Here is a 22,966-nt window from a genome sequence, read left to right as displayed (position 1 = left end):
ATTGCAGAGGGGGAAACTGCGCGCGGCGCATTCAATGCACGCGGCGACCTCCGAACCATAACCGGGAACGCCATCTCGTGTCGTGATCGGTTGAAAAGAAAGCCGGAGGTGGTGGATCTCCACTCATCAGAATTTCCATTCGGAGGCTCGGGCTAGAGCAACGTCCAGTTCAAATTGACACCAATCGAGCGTTCAGGTGCAAACGTCGAGAGCTCGTCCGAGGTTGCGTAGTACTGCTTGTCGAACAGATTGCGCACATAGAACTGCAGGTTGAACGATGGCGTGAAGCGATAGCGCGCGTCGGCATCGACGATATCCACTGCATCTCTCGGCAGTTCCTCAAACCCGGGACTGCTGACCTCCCAGCGATGGCTGTAGCGCGCGCCAAAGGTAATCTTCTGCAGACGATAGCGCGCCTCGAGGTTGGCCGTAACGGGTGGCAATCCGTAAAGTTTCTGACCTGTATTGTCACTGCCGTGAACCACGGTGACGCTGCTACGCAGGCTGAATTCACCAGTCGGTGTCCAGTTGATTGCGGCTTCGCCGCCGTACAGTCTAGCCCTGCCGACATTCGTGTATCCATTGACATCCGGACTGATGTCGACGAGCTGGATCAGGTCCTTCACCTCATTGCGCCAAATGTGGATTTCACCATTCCAGTTGCCCGCGTTGAGCAGGTAGCCCAGGTCGATTCCTTGCGAGTGTTCGGATCCAAGATTCGGATTGCCAACGATTTCACCTTGTGCCGTAACACCGGTATAGAACCGTTCCTCAAGGGTAGGGAAGCGGTAGCCGGAGGCAAGGTTGAGGGTCCAGCGACTCCACGAGTTCGGAGTCCATACGCTGCCAACGGTGTATGCCTGATCATTGTCGCTGGAGTGGGCACCCGCTTGCTGCTGATTGATTGATGACGTACGCGCACCGAATTCGAACGCGAACAACTGGCTGACTCGCCAGTCGCCGATGGCAAACAAGGACCAGGAATTTTCACTGCCGTCACGCAGACTGTAGTTGCGATCGAGCACGTTGCCAGTGGCGTCGTAGCCGTTGACGTTGCGTCGACCGAGGTATTCGACGCCGATGTTGCTGGTGAGATTGCCGTTCGAAAACGTCTGTTGCGCCGTTCCGCCCATGTCGGTACTGCTTACCGCCGAGAAACTGTCTGGCCGACCTGGACGCTGCTTTCGAGTGCCCAGATATTGGTCGTGGGCATGCAGTCTCGCTTCGAAACCGTTGGCGTGACGCAGACGCAAGCGACCAAGAGTGTGGCTGTCCTCCGGGTAGGTCGTATCCTGTTGCGGATAACGCGAATTGGACTTGCCGATATTCTCGGTACGCGAGGGCACGAGCAAGACATCAAAATCAAAATCGCCGAGTTTGTTGCGATATTGCAAGGACGCGCTATCTCGCTTGTAGCTTGTGTTCAATGGCGTGCCATCGGGAGCCTCGCTGTCGCCGGCTTGATGGCGAGCGACGGCCAACGAGAAGTGCTCTGAACCCATGCCACCGGCAAGCAACGCTTCGTTGCCCGAAGTCGAGTAGCCCGATTCGATAAAGGCTGAATCGAACCAGCGTGGCTCGATCGATACCGCACCACCGAGCGCTCCCGCACCGAAATGGACCACGGCCGGCCCGCGCGTCACATTGATGTCGCCGAGCAGGGTAGGTTCGACAAATGCTACCGGCACGCCAGCGCGACGCTGGGCCGTAATCGGCATGCCACCGACCAGGATCAGGATGCCGTTGGCACCGCTGCCGCGAATCGAGAAGGTCTCGAAAATCCCGTTCTGCCCGGTCGCGGTAACACCGGGAACCTGAGTGATCAGATCCTGGAAATCGGACGGCGCGGCCACGGCTTCCTGATAGGTGACAACATCGGTGGCCAGCGCCGATGGCCAATCGTTGGCCGTACCACGCGCAGTGACGCGGATGGCATCGGTCATCCACGGCGTGTCGGAATCGCTGACTTTATTCGAGACCGCGACGCTCGAGCTTTTCCGATCCTGCCCGGACTCACCGTCCGTTGCCAGCTTGGTTTCATTGGCGAGAGCAAATGGAGTCGAAATTGCAGCGAAATTGATCGCTGCAGCGAGCGCTCTGCGCTGGATGACTCGAGACATGGAGCGTTCCTCTGGAATACCGTGCGGAATAGATGCGAGCAGTCGGCCAGTTTAGAGGGCCGCGGCAATCGTCAATATAGGTCTGTAGACGGGATCTCAATCAGCCCCGGGAATGAGTTCGGACAAAAGTGTTACCTGCGGGAGGAAGACTGATTGCCGTCTGACTGGGCTTCAAGAGCGGTTTTCGGCGATACTCGGGTAATGAACAAAACACTAATTGGCTTGCTATTCCTCACCTTCGCCGCGGTTGTTCAAGCCGCCGAAGCCCCCGCAACCTCGGCGCGCAATATTGTTCTTGTTCGGCATGGAAATTACGTGTCGGATCCGGCCGCTGATCCGAAACTCGGTCCCGGACTTTCGCCGCTTGGTGTTGCCCAGGCCTATCTGGCTGGCGCGCGTCTGGCCGCGATGCCTGCGCACTTCGATGCGCTCTACGCCAGTCCGTTGCAACGCGCCCGTGATACCGCCGCGATCATTGGCGAGAATTTCCCGGGTCGCACATTCAGCGTGCTCGCTGATCTGGAGGAGTGCACGCCACCGACTCGCCGCACCGAAATCACCAAGGATGACAAGCCCGAAGAACTGGCCGCGTGCAAAAAGCAACTCGATCGCCTGTTCGATACGCATTTCATCCCTGCACAGGGCGCGGAACGCACCGAGATGTATGTCTGCCATGGCAATGTGATCCGCTATCTGACCACGCGAGCGCTTGGTGTCGATACCCGTGCCTGGCTGGAGATGTCAGTCCATCACGCCAGCATCACGCGGATCCGCGTCGAGGCCGATGGACGTTTCAAGGTGATCAACGTGGGCGATTCGGGATACATGCCGGCAAACATGCTGACGGGCGCAACCGGTGACGAAAAACGCAGTCTGGAGATTCCCGAATTGCCGGTTGCGCAGCCAGAATCAGATTGACCTTCAAGAGCCAGTCAAGCGGCCAATCCGGCTTGGAACTATTGAGCCTGCATCGCGGCATCGTCCCAGCCGCTCCATCCCGGACCGCGCACGACCTGGCCAGGTGTTGCGCCGGTGTGTTCGCCATTGCGCAGAACCTGCACACCGTTGACGAAGACATTGCTGACCCCGCTGGCGTATTGCATCGGTGACTCATAGGTGGCGTGGTCAATGATCGTGGCCGGATCAAAGATCACGATATCGGCATGGCAACCGACCGCGAGGCAGCCACGATCACGCAACTTCCAGTTGTGCGCGGGCAGGCCAGTGAGTCGATGCACGCCTTCTTCGAGTGACATGAGTTTCCTGTCACGGACGTAGTGGCCGAGGAAGCGCGCCACATTGCCATAGGCGCGCGGATGCGTGCTCGACTTCAGGAATACGCCCTCCGGCGCCGAGGATTCGGCATCGGAACCGAGGCTGGTCCACGGTTGCGACAGACCGAGTTCCACGTTCTCCTCGCTCATCAGGAAGTAGGCGGTATCCACTCGTGAATCATCCTCGATGATCAGATCGATCGCGGTGTCCTCCGCGGATCTGCCACGTTGAACTGCGACCTCAGCCAGGGTCTTGCCGATCAAGGGCTTCAAGGCCTCGCTGCGAAAGCCGATGAAAAGGACCTGGGTGTCCGAGCCGGCGAGCAAGCGCAGATTTTCCCAATCGGCGTTGGGATCTTTCATTTCGGCAATCACGCGCTGGCGGATTTCCGGATCCTTGAGCCTTGCCATCATGGTCTCCTGACCACCGGCCTGGACCCAGGGCGGCAGCGCCGCAGTCAGGCCAGTGGCACCTGCGGTGTAGGCATACATGTTTGCGCCAATGTCGATGCCTTCGGCACGTGCGGCGTCGATGGTAGCGATCGCTTGCGCCATCTTTGCCCAGTTGCGTTGGCCGGCTGCCTTGAGGTGGTAGGCCTCGACGTGCTGACCCGTCGCACGGCCAATGCTGATCGTCTCCTCAAGCGCTAGTGGCAGTCGATCCGCTTCGCTGCGCATGTGCGCGACATAGCCACCACCGGACTCTGCAGCGGCGCGAGCCAAGGCGATTAGTTCATCCGTTTTGGCAAAGAATGCCGGTGGATAGATCAGTGATGCGCCAACTCCCAGCGCACCTTCCTTCATGGCCTCGCGCACGAGATCCTGCATTCGAGCCAGCTGTTGTGGGCTCGGTGCAACATTGTCTTCGCCAAGTTCGTGAATGCGAATCGTGGTTGCGCCAACGAAGGAAGCGATATTTGGTGTGATGCCGCGCTTCTGCATGGAGTCGAGATAGCCGCCAAGGCTGGTCCATTCGATCGGAAACCGGATGTCACCCTGTTGCTTCAGCGCATCGGCCTTCATTGCGTCGTTCAATGGCCCCATCGACCAGCCTTCGCCAAAAAGTTCGAGAGTCACGCCTTGCTTGATGTCGCTCATGCTGCGCGGATCAGCAATCAAAGACTCGTTGGCCCAGCTCAGTGCGTTGATGAAGCCGGGTGCGACCGCCTGGCCGTGAGCATCCAGTTCATTGCTCGCATCAACTTGCGTGCCGCGCGGGAGCAGCGCAGCGATCCGGCCATCGTTGACAGCAACGTCGAGTTGCCTGACGGCTGCGCCGCTGCCGTCATACACTGCGCCGTTACGGACAATCAGATCGTAGTGGGGCAGGGGTTCCGGCAAAGGCGGCGAGGAACAACCGGCCAATGCGACAATAATGACCGAGCCGATGGCAAGCCTGAAGGAGTCGCGCATGGTTGAATCTCCATTGATTGACGCAGGCAGAGAGGAGCCAATTGTCCTGACCAAAATCAGCACCACATTCCGCATTGATCCGGAAAGATGTACGCGGCCCCGCTGATGGTATCTTGGCCGATGGATTTTATGCTCAAGGCAACGCGGATCAAGTGGCGCAATCGTCACGACACCTGTCTGCGTGATCGCCTTCAGCGAAGCCAATCGAATGCTTCTCCCACTACGCAAAAGTGACCCAATCCACGTGACCAACAACGACATTCTGCGCAGCATCCGCTACATGCTCGACCTCAGCGACACCCGGGTTGCCGAGTTGGCCCGATTGGCCGATGCCGAACTGGCCATCGACAAGGATGGCGTACAGCGACTCCTGAAAAAGGAAGACGACGAGGAATATCTCAATTGCAGCGATCGCGTGCTCGCCTGTTTTCTCGATGGTCTCGTGGTCCACAACCGGGGCAGGAATGAAGACCAGCCGGCGCGGCCAGTCGAAAGTCGCATCACCAACAATCTGGTGTTGAAGAAGCTGCGCATTGCGTTCGAGCTCAAGGACGTCGACATGCATGCGATCTTTGGCGAAGCCGGATTTCCGCTGTCCAAACCGGAATTGTCCGCCTTGTTCCGGCAGCCGGGCCACAAGCACTACCGAGCCTGCGGTGACCAGATTTTGCGCAACTTTCTGAAGGGACTGACGCTACGCTTGCGTGGCGATTGATTGTTGAAACACCTTTCAACAAACTCGGAATCTGTCACGGGCTCGATCAGTCGGCGAACGGCGCTGAGCCGTGGGGAATTCTCACCAACTTCCGTTCGTGGTGAGCCTGTCGAACCATGGACGGAAGTTCGCCTCAGCCGTCCTGTAGCGTGAGTTCATCCTTTGACAAGCTCAGGACGAACGGTTTTGAGGTTGTGTGGGTGCGTCCTTCGGCAAGCTTGGAGCCGGCCCTGAACTACGATTCGGGGACGAATGGCTTGAGTTGAGTCACGCTTTTTCCTATCGGGTCGCGGGATCAAAACCATCCTTGAAGATCCGATCCAGAAAGCGGATATCGAGGATCGGTTTTGCGCTACCGAGAATTTCCGCAATGCCGCGATGAACCAGGACCGTGCCGTTTACGGAACGTGTGATCACGCTGCCATCGGCTTGTCGCTCGCTGACTTCGGTTCGCGTGGGACGCAATTCCGGGGCACTGAACGGCAGCGCGTCACCGGTGTCGAACCCGACCTCATCGATGCCGCTGTCCGTGTTCGAAAATTGCATGCGGAACTGGGTGATGCCGTCGCGTCGAATGGCGGCGATGGCGGCTGAAGTCAGGTCGATGCGCAAGGCGTAGTAGCGCTCGTCGGCCGATCCAACGAAACAGCCCGCATCGCTGACCTCGGCTGGCGCACTGGCATCGCCAGGCTCGATCTCGGGCAAGCCGAAGCTCGCCGCGATATCGAGTCGCGGGGTTCCGAGATTTCCGTCGACAAACGGATTGCTGCCGCTGCGTGTGTCTTGAACCAGGTACAGGCTCGCCGATTCGATCGTCTCGCCAGGCGGAATCGCGCTGGTATCGAAACTGACGATGCCGTGCGTCAATCATCGGGTACCGTCGTCGCCGAGAATGATGTGGTCATTGCCCGCATTGACGCCGTCGCTCCAGCCATCAAGGTTGCCGCCCAGTGACGCCAGAGTCAGCGAAACATCACCGCGAAATTTCGGAAAGAAGGTGGTTTCGGTTTGTACGGAAACCTTGTAGCGATAGCCCTCCGCATCAAGATGGATGGGATCGGCGATGTTGCGGAAGTTCTCACGCAGACTGGGTTGATCCGGGTTGCCCGCGGGAAACGGCAGATAGTCGAGTGCTTGCTGACCCGGACGCGGCAGGACACCCGCTGCCGAAATTCCGTCACCGTAGTAGTAGTGCATCTCGCCGATACCATGATCGAAGTGCAAGCGCGGATTGGCATTCGTCCAGGCGATGCGACGTGATTCGATATTCAACATCATCGCGTTGAGTTCAGCATCAGTGATCAGGTTGCTGCCCGGATCACGGCTGAGGTCGCGGCGCTTCGGGCAGGCGTAGAGGAGACACAAGGCACCGGTGTTGAAGTTCGGATACTCGTAGCTGGACAGCAGCACATCGACCTGAGGGCGCGTTGAGGTGATTGCGTTGGCGATGGTCGTACTGTCGGCAAGCAGGCGGGTGAAAAAGGTGTCCTCAGATCCCGCGCCGTCGAGATCCATATCCTTGTACCAGCCACCACCCGACTTGCCAGCCAGCACATCATTGCCGCCGATGCTGAGCATGACCGTGTCGATGCTCGGTTCGGCCTGCAGCTTGGCCACGACATTGGCGATCCACGGATAATTCGCGGTATCGACCCACTCACGCGCCTCGCTGCCGGAAATCGCATACTCCGATCCGCGATAGCCCGCGCCGGGATTGGTACCCAGCGATTGGCTGATGGCGAGGTGATCGGCCATGCCGAATTTGTCGAAGATGATGTTGTGGGCATCATCATCCCACATGTACTGGGCCCAGCTGTCACCGGCCAGAAGCACACGTGGCGTCGGCGTTGCGCTGGTGCAGGCACCTGCGATCAACGCCGGGCGCGGTGCGCGTGGCAGCTTGCCTTCATAGTTCCAGGGATAGGAGCCGTGCCTGAGCACATCGGCAGAAGGCTCTGCGGACATGGCCTGAAATGGCAACAGACATAGCGTCGTCGCGATGATGCTTCTGGTGATCTTGCTCATTGGATCCGTTGTCTCCACTGCCGAATGGCGCGCCCCCATCTCAGCCAAGAATGACGAAGTTGACCGCACACGTCCATGCTTGTCGCTGCGCGATCGCGCACAACCCGATCACCTCAAGCTCGCATACCCATACAATGGCGCGCTCGACGATCAGGTGATGCGCCATCCATGCGATTGAACAAGTACATCAGTGACTCAGGCCTTTGTTCGCGACGCGAGGCGGATCGGTTGATCGCTTCGCGCAAGGTGATGCTGAATGGCCAGCTTGCGCGGATTGGCGATACCTATGCGCCAGGTGACGAGGTGATGGTCGAGGGGCAACGTTTGCGCGTGCGCTCGGCGGCTTCCGGTGTGCGCAAGCATGTCTATATCGCCTTGTTCAAACCGGCCGGCATTACTTGCACCACCGAGCATACGGTGAAGGGCAACATCGTCGACTTCGTTGACCATCAGCAGCGCATCTTTCCGATTGGTCGGCTCGACAAGGATTCGGAAGGCTTGATCCTGTTGACCAGCAATGGCGATATCGTCAACGAGTTGCTGCGCTCGGAGAACAATCACGAGAAGGAATATCTGGTCGGCGTCACCAAGGCGGTGACCGAAGAGTTCCTCACCGGCATGTCGCGTGGTGTCCGCGTGCACGGACAGATGACCAAGCCATGCCGAACCCAGCGTCTTGCCCGCTATGGATTTCGCATCGTGTTGACCCAGGGCCTCAACCGGCAGATTCGCCTGATGGCGAGCGCGTTCGGCTATCGGGTCAAACAATTGCGCCGTGTGCGCATCGTCAATATCAAACTCGGCACGCTCAAGGTTGGCCAGTGGCGGAATCTGACGGATGCGGAACTGCGTGGCCTGCTGCCGAATCGCACCGAGTGGTAGTCGCCCTGAGCCAGCTGGCGGCCCCCGCGCCGGCAATGCGTCCACTGGCGAAGCTCGCGCTCAGCAGATAGCCGCCAGTCGGTGCTTCCCAGTCGAGCATCTCGCCTGCACAGAAAATGCCGGGCAGGGCGTTGACCATGAGCTGATGATCGAGCGCTTCAAGACGAACGCCACCGGCTGAGCTGATCGTCTCATCGATGGGTCGCGCGCGCAGCAGGCGCAAAGGCAGCGCCTTGATCGCGTTGGCCAGCCGCGTAGCGTCATGGAAAGCCTCGCGCTCGCAGACTTCATGCAACAAGGCCACCTTGGCGCCTTCGAGGCCTGCGTTGCGATGCAGATGCTTGGCCATCGACCGTTTGCCGCGCGGTCGTGACAGGTCACGAATCAGCCGATCGAGGTCGCGATCGGGAGCGAGATCAAGGCGGATCGTGGTTAATCCCTGTGCGTCGATCGCCTCGCGAAGCTCGGCTGAAAGCGCATAAATCAGACTGCCTTCGACGCCATCCCGAGTCAGAACGAACTCACCCTGACGCGAACTCTGCCCGGCAGCGGAGGTCTGGATCGCGACCGGTTTGATCGGCGCTCCAGCGTGTTGCTCGCGCAGGAATGGCGTCCAGTCGACATCGAATCCACAATTGGCCGGTTTCAATGGCGCGACCTCGATTCCACGTTCCCTCAGCGTCTCTTGCCACGAACCGTCCGAGCCGAGGATCGACCAACTGCCGCCGCCAAGCGCCAGAATCAGCGCATCTGCAGCGACGTTGACATCCCCGGATTGAGTCGAGAAACGCAACGTTCCGGCATCGTTCCAGCCCAACCAGCGATGATGGACATGGAAGCGAACGCCACTTGCGCGCAAGCGGCGCACCCAGCCGCGCAGCAGTGGTGCGGCCTTGAGATCTTTCGGGAATACTCGTCCGGAACTGCCGACGAAGGTATCGATACCCAATTCCGCGGCCCACTTGCGTAGCACATCCGGGTCGAACTGATCGAGCCAGCGTGCGACCTCGTTCTGCCTTGAGCCAAATCGGGTAACGAAAGCATCACGCGGCTCGGAGTGGGTCAGATTGAGTCCGCCCTTGCCGGCAATCAGGAACTTGCGCCCGACCGAGCCCATGCGCTCGTAGATATCGACGCTCATGCCAGCCGCATTGGCGGTCTCGGCGGCCATCAATCCTGCCGGCCCGCCGCCGATAACGACGATGCGATTCTCTGGTATCGAACTCATCGCGGAATATTCGCATGCTTTGACAGGTCCCGGTCGATGCGATACTTGGTCTTTACGGTCGCAATGGCCGCCTACATCAACTGACGGACGCCCATGTACGCAACGCTTGTCATCATCGCGGTTACCTGTGTCATCTCTTTTCTGGGATTCAAGAACGAAAAATTGATCAGCGATCTGATCCTTTGGCCACCGGCGATCAGTCGCAACAAGCAGTACTACCGTCTGCTGAGCTATGGCTTCATCCATGCCGATGGCCAGCACCTGCTGTTCAACATGATCACGTTGTTCTTCTTTGGCCAGCTGATCGAACAATTCGTCACCGGCTATATCGGCACACTGGGTTTCGTCGCCTTCTATCTGTCAGCAATTCTCGTATCGATCTTGCCGACCTACATGAAGAATGTCGGCAACCCGGCCTATCGCAGCCTCGGTGCGTCCGGTGCCGTTTCGGCGGTGCTGTTCGGCTTTGTCCTGATGCAACCGTGGGCAACCATCCTGATCTTCTTCATCCCGTGTCCGGCGATCATCTATGCGGTGATCTATATCGCCTACTCGATTTACATGGATCGTCAGGGCAACGACAACATCAACCACAGCGCGCATTTGTGGGGGGCGGCCTATGGCGTGTTGTTCCTGTTGGCAATGGAGCCGAGATTGATTGAAAACTTTCTGGCCCAACTGATGCAGCCGCGTTTCATGTAGTCATAAAGTCACGACATGCCAACACGGGTCAGGGGCGCGCCTCAAAGCTGCCGACGAAGATGAAGTCGGTTTGGCCAAGTGGGGCGCCGAGCATGATTCAGTCGTAGATCAATGCCTGTTCGCTGAGAGGAAGCGGAGTGCGATCTCGTGGCATGCGCATTCCTGCATTCGGCGTCTCGCAATTGATCTTTTCGAACATCACGCTGTCCAGCGGTTGTCCGGGTAGCACCAGCAAACGACCCAGTTGTTCCAGGGAAGGGGCATTGACCAGAGAGTCCCACGACGAACCTGGATCGAGATCAAGGCCGGCTTCCGGACTGCCGCCGCTTTTGACATGGCAGTTCGAGCAGCGCGTGTTGAAGATCGTCTGGATATCATTTTCGTAGTCGATATTCCAGGTAATCGGAATGCTTGCGATGCTGTCGCAGCCATTGGCGGCGTGCGCCGGATTCATCATTGCAAGCAGTGCAATCGCTGTCTCCAGCCAAGGGCTTTGCTTTCGTTGCTTCACGGCCAGATGGTCCTTGCGACAAGCGCAATCAATGCAACATGAAACCGAGATTGTTGCTGGAGAAATTGGCCAGGTTCGGAAAGATGGTATTGAGATCGGCGTTCGACGTGACACCCATCCAGCGCGCCAGGGTTGCCGCCATCTGGTCGACACTGGTCGATGGAATGAACTGGCCACGACTCAGACTGACGGGTCCGTTGAGTGTCTGATCGGGGAAATTCCCATAGATGCGTCCGCCTTGCACATCTCCACCCATGATCATGTTGACCGAACCCCAGGCATGATCGGATCCGTTGCCGTTGGTCGACAGGGTTCGAGCGAATTCGCTCATCGTGAAGGTGGTCACCTGATCTCGCGCGCCGATCTCGCCCAATGCAGCCCAGAATGCGCCCAGCGCCTGGGAGACGCGTAAAAGCAGGTTCGCGTGTCCATTGCTGCCGGTACTCATGAGGTTGTCGTGCATGTCGAATCCGCCAAGACGCACGTAGTAGATCTGGCGGGAATGCTGGACGTTGAACGAGGTATCGCGGGACAGCTTGATCATGCGCGCGACCATCTTCAGCTGATTGGCCAGCGACTCGTCAGGAAAATTCGTGCTCACGTTACCTACGCCGCCACTGGCGAGCCCCGAATTGAGCAGGCCGTAGAGATCGCGGGAGCGGCTCAGGATATCGCTGTATTGGCTCTGGTAGGGCGACGGGTAACTTGCATCAAGCAGCTGCTGCAACGCGACAGCGCGCTGGTAGCTTGCGCCCGTATTCCCGGTGCCTGAGACATTGGTCACGCCACTGCTCGACATCTGATACGGAAACGTATTCAAGCCGACTTCAAAGCGATTGCCACCACCGATTGATATGCACGGAGACAGCAACTGATTGAGATTGTCCTGGCGCACCCGATCGGCAATCAAGCCGCCCCAGCCGCGCGCGGATGCGGTCGTGCGCGCGATGTGCCAGAGGTTCTCCTGATTGCTGTGCGAGTAAAGCTGCGGTGGCCGCAAAGAGGGCGTCGCGTTGTATTCGGTCTTGCTGATCGGCTGGATCAGGGTGCCGATGTTGCTGATCAAGGCCAGCTTGCCCTGATTGTACAGCGAGCGCAGGCCGGATTGACTGGGCCCGGTGCGGTCGATCGTGCTCGGATGCAAGGCATAGCTGCCACTCGCATCGCTGATCTGGGTGCCCGCCAAGGCACTGCGAGCGATGGCGAGGCCGCCAGGGTTGCCGCTGGCGTTATAGACCCCGCTGCGCGATGCAGCGTAGACGTCATAACGGGCCTGGTCATAAGGCATCAGGAAATTCCAGGCATCGTTGCCGCCGGCCAGATAGACGCAAACCAGCGCCTTGTAGCCGGGCACCGTGGTCTGTGCCAGTGCACGGCTGATCAGGTTCATTTGCGGAAGCAGTGTCGAGGCACCGCCAGCGCATAGTGCGCACGACAATTGGCGCAGGAAGCTTCTCCGGGAGGTCGATTCGTTGCTCACGGTCATGTCCTCAGCGCTGCACGGCGAATTCGGGCGAGATCGCCACGAGGTAGATGATCGAGCGAGCACGCTCGGACGCGGAGACATTTCCGTCCATGAAGGTGACGGCATTGATCAGGGACGTACGCATTGCGGCAGACATGCTGCCGTAGAGCATGCGCCGGTTGGCTTCATCGACCATCGCCGCATAGTCGGTGCCAAGCGAAGTGAGCGCAGCGAGGTCGAGCAACGGTCTATTGCTCGGAGGATTCGACATGCCGACATAACTGTTGAAGGCATACGAGTACAGACTGTTTGCGCTCGAGACGATCGTGCTTTCGTCGAGAGTCTGGAACTCGGGAGAGAACAACCCCGAATCGGCAATGACGCCGGGTTCCTGATAATCCGGTTCGTAGAAATTGAACACCGTATCAGCACCAAGCGGACGTTGGCCGAAGGTGCCGCTCGGATTGGTCATGCCCATCGGGATATTGCCGTAGGCATCGGCCGCGGGCATTTGTGCGGCCCAGGCGCGCCAGATTGCGGTCAGCTTGAGCAGGGGCTCACGCGCCTTGCCACTGTTGGCTGTCGGCGCGTTGCGTGCGTCGACATCCAGCAGGATCTGCTTGATCACGGCACTGAGATCGCCTCGCTCGCCAAAACCGTTGTTGTTGAACTTCTGTGCAACCCGCTGGATGTAGGCCGGTGACGGCGAGCTTGTAGTGAACCGCTGGATCAGCTGGCGCGAAATGAAAGGCGCGATGTTCGGGTGAGCGAAGAGCAGGTCGAGCCCATCGTCGACATCGTCCGGACAACTCTGATCTGCCGAGGCCTGCTGGTTGCGGAAATGACTGAGATACTTGCCCATCGACGGATTCCAGGTCGTCTGATCAAGCAGTTCGCGATAGTTGCCGAATGCGTTGCGAGCCAGAATGTCCCAGTACTCGCCGAGCTGGATCGGTTCGCCGCCAAGCGAACTGTTCTGATCGGAAACGACGAGGATCTGACTTAGTGCAAATGCGAGTCGCTGACGTAGCTGGTCGTTGCCGGTGGCCGCCGTATGAAACCAGCGGTCCAGACGCTGACTCTGGCTGATCCCACTCTGGCCCGCACTGAGACGTGCGGCATTCACCGTTTCCAGAAACGGCCTCGCTGCGGTGGCAGGCTTGTTGAATTTCTGTCGCAGCCATTCCGAGTAGCCGATCGCGCGCAGTCGGGCGATCTCGGCAAGGGTAGGGCCATAGGTCGCCTGGGTCAGAAATCTGGCCGCCTCTGCATCGTTGCCCGGAAGGTCAGTTGGCCGTTCGAATGAATTTCCGAACAGGGGATCATGGACAAGTGCCTGCACAACAATCGGAGACAGCAAACCCAGAATGGCCAGCGCAGCGCAAAAGACGATCTTGTTCATCGGCACTCCCCGGAATTCGAGCGCAACATACGTCCTGTCGAGACAGCCATGTGTGATGTCCGTCTATAGAAATGAAAGTGTCGGTGGGTGCTTGCACAGGTTACGGCTGGAGAGTCTGCTCCCGGCGACTGAATTCGCGCAATTGCCGCGATCCATTTCGCCCGCTGATCGCCGCAAATCGCGCCAGCCTGCCTCGGTTGGCGCGGGCTGTGCTTGTTGTCTGCGGTTTGGAGGGCTAGCCTTCATGAATGCGCGAACGACGTACACGGGCGGGGTTCTGGATTCGATCGTTTTGTCTGGCCACGATTCTGTCGTGCGGCTGGATCGCTGCTGCGTACGCGGGAGAAGTTCCCGGTATCGAACGCATTCATTTTCGGACGTTCGGCATCACCGATGGATTGTCACAAGCCACGGTCCGGGCAATGGCCCAGGATTCGAGCGGCTTCCTCTGGTTGGGAACCCAGGATGGCCTGAGCCGCTTTGATGGCTACGAGTTTCGTGTCTACAAGACGGAGCGCGATGATCCCTGGTCACTGTCCCAGAATCATGTCTGGGCGCTGGCTGCCGATCCGGATGGCAGCCTCTGGGTCGGTACCCAGGCCGGTGGCCTCGATCACTACGATCCGCAGCTTGATCGATTCGTCAGCTATCGGGCAGATCCAGGCAATCCTCATGCACTGGCCAGCAGCCACGTTACGGCCTTGTTGATTGATCGAGAGCGAAGACTTTTGGTAGCCAACTCAGCGGGACGAATGCAATGGTTTGATCCTGGCTCCAAATCCTTCCGGGATTTGCCGTTTGCAGCACATCCTGCATTCCGAATGGTTCGCAGCATGCTGCAGTCAAGCGATGGGCGCATCTGGCTGGGTGCAAGGGAAGGCCTCTGGCAAATGAGTTCTGACGGCAGCAACTTGCATCAAATTCTCGATCATCAGCAGCGTTCGCTGGACATCTATACGCTGGCGCAAACTCCGAATGGCGAAATCTGGGCGGGGACGGCAGAGAGCGGCTTGTATCGCTTCAATAGCGATGGTCTGTTGCTCAAGCACTATCAGGAACGGCAAGCGAATTCCGAAGTCGGACTGCCGGATGGCGGCATCCGCGATCTTCTTGCCGACGCAGATGGCGGACTCTGGATCGCCGGCTTCAGTCATGGCCTGGCGAGATTGCAGCCAGACCATGAGACGTTTGTCGAATACGCCCATGATCCGGCACGAGATGGCACAGTCGCCGCACACAGGCTGCATACGCTGTTGCGTGGCCGCGATGGAAGTCTGTTTGTGGGCTCCTGGGCCAACGGATTGTCCGTGCAAAACCCCCGAACCGAAGCTTTCACCCGTATTGAAAGCGTTGTGGGTGACTCTCGAACGCTGCCATCACGTCAGGCATTGACGGTATGGGGGGACCTGGATGGCACGTTGTGGGTTGGCGTCCTGGAAGGCGGGGGACTCGTTCATCTTGATTTGAACAAGGGCGTTATTGCCCGCTACCGGCATGATCCGCAACGAGCCGATTCTCTCTCGCATGATTTTGTCCAGTACATCACCAGAACCCGGGATGGAAGTTTGTGGGTGGCAACCAATGGCGGCGGACTCAACCGGATGCGCGGAAACAGCGACAGTTTCGAACATTTCAGAAACGACCCGAATGATCCGGGCAGTCTTGCCGAAGATGCGCTTCTCTACATATTCGAGGGGCGTGATGGAACGCTCTGGATAGGCACCGTGAATCAGGGCCTGGACGAGCGCTGCAGTACCTGCAAGTCATTCGTCCACCATCGACACCAGGTAGTCACTGAAAGCCATTCGAGTAATCCCGGTGGCGACAGCGTGAGTGATATTGTCGAGACATCAAACGGCGACCTGTGGCTCGCGTTACGGGCGGGTGGACTGGATCGCTTTGATCGCGCCGCACAACGATTCGAGCACTTCCGTTCGGATCCGGATGATCCCCAATCGGTCGGCAGCAATGCCATTTCGACCCTGACCATGGATTCCCGCGGAGAGCTCTGGGTTGGAACCCAGGGAGCCGGCATCAGTCATCTTTTGCCAGGGACCGAAGATGCGCCGCGATTCGAGACGTTCGGCTCGAAGCAAGGGTTGGCCGCCGAGGCGATCGGGAAGATCATGGAGGATTCGAGCCGAAAGTTCTGGATCAGCACCACCGTAGGCCTCAGCCGCTTTGATCCGGAACGCAAAAGCTTCATCAATTTCGGCCCTCACGATGGCACTTTGTCCTCGGGCTACTGGATCAACGGTGCTACGCGCCTTCCTGGTGGCCTGATGGCTTTCAGTGGCCTGGAGGGCATCAGCGTCTTCGATCCACTCAAAATCAAACTGCCACCAGCACCGCGACCCCTTGCGACACGCCTGTTGCTGCAGAATGTTCCGGTCAAGTTGAAATGGCGCGACCCGGCATCACCACTCGACAAGAGTCTGTGGATGGGTGGCCAGATCGAACTGAGCCACGAACAAGACAACGTCACAGTCGAATTTGCTGCTCTGGACTTTACCGATCCGGAATCGATCGAATACAGCTATCGCCTTGACGGACACGATCAACGCTGGATCGAGACCTCCTCCTCGCGGCGCTTTGCGACCTATACGGATCTGGATGCCGGGAATTATCGGCTACGTCTGCGCACAAGGCGTAGTGGTCAGGCTTGGGGTGAGAAAGAGTTCATCGTTGATATCAACGTTGCGCCCTCTGCCTGGGCTTCACCGCGAGCCTTCGCGGCATATCTTGCTGCACTGATTGCACTGGCCTGGCTGATTGCGATCTGGGTTCGCGCCAGTCTGCATCGTCGCGCACAGGCCCAAAATGCAATCCGTCTCAGCGAGGAGCGCCTCAAGATGGCGCTATGGGGGAGTGGAAGCGAGCTCTGGGATCTGAACCTGCAAACACAAAAAATGGTCAGGGAAAATCGGCTGGAGCAACTCGCCTTCAATGCGGACTCCATAGGCGATTCAATTGATGCGCACATTTCGCTTGTCCACAAGGATGATCTCGACGAGTTCAACAAGGCGCTGACGACCCACCTCAAAGGTGAGTCGGACAGTTTCGAGGCTAGCTATCGAATTCTCGATGTCGAGCGCAACTGGATCTGGGTGCTGAGTCGAGGCCGGCTGGTTGAACGTGATGAGCAGGGAAGGGGGGTGCGCATGGCTGGCACGACTCACGACATTACCGAGCTGAAGACGGCGGAAGAGGCGTTGCGCAAACTCAACGAGGAGTTGGAGCAGCGTGTGGAGAATCGCACGTCGGACCTCAAGGCAACGAATCTGGAGCTTCAGCAGACCCTTGATCGTCTGACACGGACTCAGAAACAATTGCTTGAGGCGGAAAAAATGGCCTCGCTTGGCGGGCTCGTCGCCGGAATTGCCCACGAAATCAATACACCGATCGGGGTCAGCGTGACCGCGGCTTCACATATGAGTGAGGAAGCCACACGAATTGCCCAGCTTCTTGAGAAGGGCGAACTGACTCGCTCGGAACTGCAACGGTTCGAGCATGCCGCGCTTGAAAGTTCACAGTTGATCCTTCGCAACCTCCAGCGCGCCGATCGGCTGATTCGAAGTTTCAAGCAGGTTGCGGTCGATCAATCGACCGAGGATCGCAGAGTCATTGATATTGGCATTTGCATCAGCGAAATCCTGATCACGCTTGGGCCAACCCTGAAGAAGACGCCACATCAGGTGGAAATTTTCTGCGAGCAACCCGTGGTTTGCGAAACGGCGCCTGGGGCGCTGTACCAGATCATTACCAATCTGGTCATGAATTCACTCATTCACGGCTTTTCCGATGGCAGATCCGGACGCATCGGTATTGAAGTTACCCAACGCGGCGACAGCATCGGCATTGACTATCGGGACAACGGCAAGGGCATGGACGAAGTTGCCCGTGCGCGTATTTTCGACCCCTTCTTCACCACCCGTCGTGGAGTCGGAGGGTCAGGTTTGGGGATGCATATCGTCTATAACCTGGTGACTCAGGTTCTCGGTGGCACCATCGTCGTCGACAGCGCATTGGAATCCGGATTTCAGTTGAGCATTCGCTTCACATCCGGAAATCGTGCACCGTTCGAGAAAAGCAGGGGATGACGAAAACTTCATCTGCCTACTGCGGAACAAGGAAGGAGGAGCGTCAGGCAATCAGGTATCCGGAAGCTGCTTGCGCAGTGACGATATTTCCTCCCAGTTCGCGAGCAGCAAGTCGGTCAATTCAGGATCAAACTTGACGCCACGTTGATCACTGATGAAGCGGCGAATTTCCTGATCTGGCCAGGCTTCCTTGTAGCAGCGACGACTGCCAAGCGCATCGAATACATCGGCAAGTGCAGTAATTCTCCCGGCAATGGGAATGGCATTCCCGGCCAGGCCTTTCGGGTAACCGCTGCCATCAAAGTTCTCGTGATGGGAGAGTGCGATCTCTCCGGCGAGGCGAAAAACCGGGCGCCGCGAGCCCGCCAGCAGGCGCGAGCCCAGCTCGGTATGGGTACGCATGATGACGGTTTCCTCCGGCGTATGCGCACCAGGTTTGTTGAGGATTGCGTCCGGGATGCCGATCTTGCCGATATCGTGCAGTGGTGCGGCGTAATTCAGCATTTCACAAGTGGCTTCATCGAGGCCATGCAGCCGACCAATCTTGCTGGCGATGATGCCGACCCGTCGCACATGATTGGCGGTTTCGCGTGAGCGTGATTCCGCGGCTCCGGCGAGCAGGTAAACCATGTCGAGCTGACTGTTGAAAAGCTCCTGATTGAGATGGAGGTTTTCATAGGCAATGGCGACGTTGCTGCAGAACACCTGCATCAGACGATGTCCGTGTTCATCGAGGCGCTGCGATTCACCGACAAAGAGCAGAGATTCCGTGGCATCGCTGTCACTGAAGTGCAGAACGTAGTGATCTGCGGAAAAAACATGCTGCTTGTTGCTGAAGGCTTGACGCATTGAGTTGACGACATGCGCGGGAAGTTTCTCTTCAGCATTATGTGAAACGTATTGCGAATAGTCTCCGCTGGCCGCGGCGATCTGGAAATGTTTCGGTAGCTCTGCGCACGGATTGGCGATGCGGCAGCACAAAGCCGTTGTCTCGGTTCCGATCAATTCAGCCAGCTTCTCCAGTACGACTGACGAGAAATGTTGTGGCTGCTGGTGCGAGAAAACCTCGGATGAAGCGCGTATGACAACCTCAAGGCCGCGCCGACTGGACTCGATTGTGCGCATGTCACGGTAGGCACGTAGCGCCGAATACAGGGTCGTCGAAAGTTTTTGTGCGGTAAGTTCGGTTTTTTCCTTGTAGTCGTTGATGTCATATGCGGCAACGACCTCCTGCTCAGGCGCCTGGCCGGGCTGTCCCGTGCGCAGGACAATGCGAACGAATTGATTGCCCAGACGCTCGCGAATCGTGCGTACCAGGGCAAGACCGGCCTGCTCGGTCTCCATGACCACATCGAGAAGCACGACAGCGGTATCGGCGTGTTCGAGCAACTGTGATTCTGCCTCGACGCTTGTATAGGCGCTCAGCAGTTGCAGTGGACGATTGGCAAAACGAAAATTGGCAAGGACAAGACGAGTCACCTGATGGACTTCGGGCTCGTCGTCGACGATCAGCACTTTCCACGGGGCCAATTCACCCGTTGGTTCATCGGAAAACTCAAGACTGTCGTCGATCAGCCCCACTTCACTCCCCCGTGGCGGTCGCGTTCAGTCTAACCCAGATAAACCGATGGTTGACTACCGTTGCGGGAGTTTTTCAGCAGCGTCGACCATCAGCCACTTTCTTTCGGCACGTTCCGGGCAGCTCGAACCTCAGCTCTTGCCGTGGAACAACTCGCGTCCGATCAGCATGCGCCGAATTTCGTTGGTTCCCGCACCGATTTCGTAGAGCTTGGCATCACGGAGCAGGCGTCCAGCCGGAAATTCATTGATATAGCCGTTTCCGCCCAGCGTCTGAATCGCCTCAAGAGCGACCTGAACGGCAGTCTGCGAGGCATGCATCAGGCACGACGCCGGGTCGATGCGTGATTTCACGCCACGATCAAAATCCTGCGCAACCATGTAGGCATAGGCGCGTGACGATTGCAGATTGGTGTACATATCCGCAATTTTCGCCTGCATGATGCCAAACGTGCCGATCGGTGCATTGAACTGCTTGCGCTCACGGATATACGGCACGACCAGATCCATGGCCGCTTGCATCAAGCCGATCGGCCCACCCGACAATACAAGCCGCTCGGTGTCGAGTCCGCTCATGAGCACGCGAACCCCTTCATTGACCTGGCCGACAATGTTCTCGGCCGGAATTTCGCAATCCTCGAACACGAGTTCGCAGGTGTTCGATCCGCGCATGCCGAGCTTGTCGAGCTTTTGTGCGGTCGAGAAGCCCTTCATGCCTTTCTCGATGATGAAGGCGGTCATGCAACGTGAGCCAGCCGGCTTCGGCGCGGTGCGCATGTAGACGAGTAGAACGTCCGCATCCGGGCCGTTGGTTATCCACATCTTCGAGCCGTTGGCGATCCAGACATCACCCTTCTTTTCGGCGTGACAGGTCATCGATCCGACAACATCGGACCCGGCACCTGGTTCACTCATGGCCAGCGCGCCGACCCATTCACCGCTGCACAGCTTGGGCAGGTACTTGCGGCGTTGCGCGTCGTTCGCGTTGTTGCTGAGGTTTTGCACGCACAGGTTCGAGTGGGCGCCGTAGGACAGGCCAACCGAGCCAGACGCGCGTGAAATCTCCTCCATGGCGACCACGTGGGCGAGGTAGCCCAGTTGCGATCCGCCGTATTCTTCCGGCGCGGTAATGCCGAGCAGACCCATTTCTCCGAATTTTCGCCACAGATCGGCCGGAAATTCGTTGTCGCGATCAATCAGGTCTGCGCGTGGCGCGATTTCCTTGTCCGCAAACGTCTGCACGGCGTCGCGCAGGGCGTCTAGATCTTCACTGAGCTGGAATGGACGCATGGAATTTGGCCTTCGTCAGTTGTGCTGTCGCAATCAGTTGCCGCGACGACCCTGGAAGTTCGGTGCGGTCACGCCGAGGTGGGGCAGGCGCAACTTGCCGATTGTGGCAATACGCTCTTCGGCGAGGCGGTCCGCAGCGAGATAGGTCGGGATGTTGTCGCGCTTGGCAATTTCGAAGATGCGACTGACGTTGTGGTAGATCGTGCGCATCATGCGCATTGCGCGTTCACGGTTGTAGCCATCGATCTCCAGCGAGATGTTCATGACGCCACCGGCATTGACCGCATAGTCCGGCGCATAGAACAGGCCCCGACGTGAAATCTCATCGCCAATCTCGTCACTGGCCAACTGATTGTTGGCTGCGCCACAGATGACCTTGCACTTGAGGCGATCGAGGGTGGCTTCGTTGAGCGTGCCACCGAGCGCGCAAGGGCTGTAGACGTCGGCATCGGTATCGTAGATTTCATCGAGTCCGACCGCCGTGCAGCCGTAGTCGTCAACCGCACGCTGCACCAGCTCCTTGTTGATGTCAGTCACATAGACCTTGGCCTCGTGCTCGCGCAGAAGCTTGATGAGCTCCATGCCGACATGGCCGGCGCCCTGGACGGCGAAGCTGTATTTGCCGACATCTTCATTGCCATAACAGGCATTCAGCGATGCCAGAACGCCTTGCAGGGTTCCGTATGCAGTGAACGGCGAGGGATCGCCGGACCCGCCATGAACCTGATGCACGCCGGTAACAAACGATGTCTCGCGGAATACCCATTCCATGTCATTGACGTCGATTCCGACGTCTTCGGCAGTGATGTAGCGACCGTTCAACGAGTTGACGAAGCGACCGAAGGAGCGGAACAACGCCTCGGACTTGTCCGTGGCCGGATCGGCAATGATGACCGCCTTGCCGCCACCCAGATTGAGCCCGGCCACGGCATTCTTGTAGGTCATGCCGCGCGACAGGCGCAGGACATCATTGATCGCCTCCTGCTCGGTCTTGTACGGCCACATGCGCAAACCACCAAGCGAAGGGCCAAGAACAGTGTTGTGGATGGCGATAATGGCTTTCAGGCCGGCATCCTTGTTATGACAGAACACCACTTCCTCGTGGCCGGTCTTGGCGAGCGTTTCAAAGATCATGACGTGCTCCGCAAACGATGCTGCACCGGATTTCTGAAGTCCGACTCCCTGTTTCAGGTGAGAGCTGACTTGAAGTCCCGGTGTCAAGGGGTTGAAATTCAAGAAGGTTTCAGCAAAAAACTGCTGCTGAGATGAGTTCGGCAGGCGCATAGTCTAGCCTTGCCGACGTGCCGCTACAAACCCGCTGTCACGGCTGCGCAATCAAGTCATCATCCGACTTGCGAAGCATTCACACTTTCACGCAGGATGGGACTTTCGCCGTTCAATGGAGTTTACCGATGCCTAGATTTGCGAACCTGCTCGTTGCCGTTTTGCTTGCCATGTCCTGCTCCCTGTTTTCGACACCGGCCGCCGCGGATGGCAGCGCAAGCGACGCGCTCTTTTCGGCCTATCAAAAGATGATCAATTCGTCTTATTCCGCCGATTCGGTTTCCACGGATGCCAAGGGCAAGGAAACCCGTACGAAAGTTGAATTCGAGACCATCAGCCGTTTCCGGGCGACGACTTCAGAAACATCCATCGTGGTTCTGCCGGAAGGCACCTGGATGCGCAGCGGCGATGGCCAATGGATGAAGCCGCCAGTCGACATGAGCGGGATGTTCAAGCGCATGATCCCGTCGACGATCGAGGATATTCGCGCAGGAACCAGCAACATCAAGGATGAGGGTTTGCAAACGATTGATGGGCAAAGCCTCCGCGCCATCAGCTACGACGTCAACACCAAGGTCATGGGTGTGACCGTTTCATCCCACAACAAGGTTTTCATTGACGATACCGGCAGGATCGTACGTTCGGAAAGCGACTCCACGGCGATGGGTCACAAATCGCATACGGTCCAGACCATTCACTACGACGACTCGATCAAGATCAGCGCGCCGAATTAAGGCAACGCTGATCAAGTGGCCAAACCGTCATGGCATTCAGAAGGTTCGCCGGTCGTGCTGCGTGGCGAAGTGAAGGCTGGTTGCGTTGACGAGCCGCGCGGCGCGGCTGGCGGACCTTCTGGATGCCACCTGTTTCAACAAAAACAATCGGTTAGGCGACACCTGTCTGCGCGCAGCTCTTTGTTGCGCTGGCTTGAAGCACGGCCAGTGCATCTGCGCCAGCGCGCCGCGATCTGCACGCAG

General features: G+C 58.1%; 18 protein-coding genes. 6 read left to right on the top strand and 12 right to left on the bottom strand.

The window, feature by feature from the left end; genetic code table 11:
* Positions 1-152 precede the first annotated feature (152 nt).
* Positions 153-2,120, bottom strand: a complete 1,968-nt coding sequence (locus VFN25_RS11420) for a TonB-dependent receptor (protein ID WP_325141984.1) — start codon at positions 2,118-2,120, stop codon at positions 153-155.
* 201 nt (positions 2,121-2,321) lie between these two features.
* On the opposite strand from VFN25_RS11420, the gene VFN25_RS11415 reads away from it, so the two are divergent.
* Positions 2,322-3,038, top strand: coding sequence for a histidine phosphatase family protein (locus VFN25_RS11415; protein ID WP_325141982.1), 717 nt, complete (start codon positions 2,322-2,324; stop codon positions 3,036-3,038).
* A 38-nt stretch (positions 3,039-3,076) separates the two neighbouring features.
* On the opposite strand, the gene VFN25_RS11410 is transcribed toward VFN25_RS11415, so the two are convergent.
* Positions 3,077-4,807: an N-acyl-D-amino-acid deacylase family protein gene (locus tag VFN25_RS11410; protein ID WP_325141979.1), complete on the bottom strand. Its 1,731-nt coding sequence runs from the start codon at positions 4,805-4,807 to the stop codon at positions 3,077-3,079.
* Positions 4,808-5,051: 244 nt separating this feature from the next.
* On the opposite strand from VFN25_RS11410, the gene VFN25_RS11405 reads away from it, so the two are divergent.
* Positions 5,052-5,522 (top strand): DUF1456 family protein, encoded by a 471-nt coding sequence (locus VFN25_RS11405; RefSeq protein WP_325141976.1) that lies wholly within the window; start codon positions 5,052-5,054, stop codon positions 5,520-5,522.
* 279 nt (positions 5,523-5,801) lie between these two features.
* Here the strand turns inward: VFN25_RS11405 and VFN25_RS11400 are convergent, their stop codons facing one another.
* On the bottom strand, positions 5,802-6,389 hold the full coding sequence (locus VFN25_RS11400) for a hypothetical protein (RefSeq protein WP_325141974.1): 588 nt from the start codon (positions 6,387-6,389) through the stop codon (positions 5,802-5,804).
* On the bottom strand, positions 6,390-7,547 hold the full coding sequence (locus VFN25_RS11395; protein ID WP_325141972.1) for a hypothetical protein: 1,158 nt from the start codon (positions 7,545-7,547) through the stop codon (positions 6,390-6,392). It abuts the gene before it with no gap.
* Positions 7,548-7,622: 75 nt separating this feature from the next.
* Here VFN25_RS11395 and VFN25_RS11390 point away from each other — a divergent pair, with 75 nt between their 5' ends.
* Entirely contained in the window at positions 7,623-8,429 is an 807-nt protein-coding gene (locus VFN25_RS11390; RefSeq protein ID WP_414648942.1) for a pseudouridine synthase, read from the top strand.
* Here VFN25_RS11390 and VFN25_RS11385 read toward each other — a convergent pair.
* Positions 8,356-9,657, bottom strand: coding sequence for a TIGR03862 family flavoprotein (locus VFN25_RS11385; protein WP_325141967.1), 1,302 nt, complete (start codon positions 9,655-9,657; stop codon positions 8,356-8,358). The genes VFN25_RS11390 and VFN25_RS11385 overlap by 74 nt on opposite strands.
* Positions 9,658-9,750: 93 nt before the next feature.
* Between VFN25_RS11385 and VFN25_RS11380 the strand changes: the two genes are divergently transcribed.
* Positions 9,751-10,359, top strand: coding sequence for a rhomboid family intramembrane serine protease (locus VFN25_RS11380; protein ID WP_325141965.1), 609 nt, complete (start codon positions 9,751-9,753; stop codon positions 10,357-10,359).
* Positions 10,360-10,456: 97 nt separating this feature from the next.
* Here VFN25_RS11380 and VFN25_RS11375 read toward each other — a convergent pair whose 3' ends face one another.
* The 3 genes from VFN25_RS11375 to VFN25_RS11365 form a co-directional block, all read right to left on the bottom strand.
* Complete coding sequence (locus VFN25_RS11375) at positions 10,457-10,816, bottom strand: hypothetical protein (protein WP_325141963.1); 360 nt, start codon at positions 10,814-10,816, stop codon at positions 10,457-10,459.
* A gap of 82 nt (positions 10,817-10,898) precedes the next feature.
* On the bottom strand, positions 10,899-12,260 hold the full coding sequence (locus tag VFN25_RS11370; protein WP_325141961.1) for a DUF1501 domain-containing protein: 1,362 nt from the start codon (positions 12,258-12,260) through the stop codon (positions 10,899-10,901).
* 100 nt (positions 12,261-12,360) lie between these two features.
* On the bottom strand, positions 12,361-13,737 hold the full coding sequence (locus VFN25_RS11365) for a DUF1800 family protein (protein ID WP_325141959.1): 1,377 nt from the start codon (positions 13,735-13,737) through the stop codon (positions 12,361-12,363).
* Between the two features lie 248 nt (positions 13,738-13,985).
* Between VFN25_RS11365 and VFN25_RS11360 the strand changes: the two genes are divergently transcribed.
* Entirely contained in the window at positions 13,986-17,837 is a 3,852-nt protein-coding gene (locus VFN25_RS11360; RefSeq protein WP_325141957.1) for a sensor histidine kinase, read from the top strand.
* Positions 17,838-17,888: 51 nt separating this feature from the next.
* Here VFN25_RS11360 and VFN25_RS11355 read toward each other — a convergent pair whose 3' ends face one another.
* The 3 genes from VFN25_RS11355 to VFN25_RS11345 all read right to left on the bottom strand — a co-directional run bounded on the left by VFN25_RS11355 (position 17,889) and on the right by VFN25_RS11345 (position 21,839).
* The gene (locus VFN25_RS11355) at positions 17,889-19,418 is read right to left on the bottom strand and encodes a DUF3369 domain-containing protein (RefSeq protein WP_325141955.1); all 1,530 of its coding nucleotides are present in this window, start codon (positions 19,416-19,418) and stop codon (positions 17,889-17,891) included.
* Between the two features lie 129 nt (positions 19,419-19,547).
* Entirely contained in the window at positions 19,548-20,705 is a 1,158-nt protein-coding gene (locus VFN25_RS11350; protein ID WP_325141954.1) for an isovaleryl-CoA dehydrogenase, read from the bottom strand.
* Between the two features lie 33 nt (positions 20,706-20,738).
* A complete protein-coding gene (locus VFN25_RS11345) occupies positions 20,739-21,839 on the bottom strand; it encodes a Glu/Leu/Phe/Val dehydrogenase dimerization domain-containing protein (protein ID WP_325141952.1) in 1,101 nt (366 codons plus the stop codon).
* 278 nt (positions 21,840-22,117) lie between these two features.
* Here VFN25_RS11345 and VFN25_RS11340 point away from each other — a divergent pair, with 278 nt between their 5' ends.
* Positions 22,118-22,723, top strand: a complete 606-nt coding sequence (locus tag VFN25_RS11340) for a hypothetical protein (RefSeq protein WP_325141950.1) — start codon at positions 22,118-22,120, stop codon at positions 22,721-22,723.
* Between the two features lie 36 nt (positions 22,724-22,759).
* Here VFN25_RS11340 and VFN25_RS11335 read toward each other — a convergent pair.
* Positions 22,760-22,966: hypothetical protein (locus VFN25_RS11335; RefSeq protein ID WP_325141948.1), on the bottom strand; the 207-nt coding region annotated here is incomplete at its 5' end.

The organism is Dokdonella sp. (genome assembly GCF_035703485.1).
Classification (GTDB): Bacteria; Pseudomonadota; Gammaproteobacteria; order Xanthomonadales; family Rhodanobacteraceae; genus Dokdonella.
This window is presented reverse-complemented; position numbering and strand designations above follow the sequence as displayed.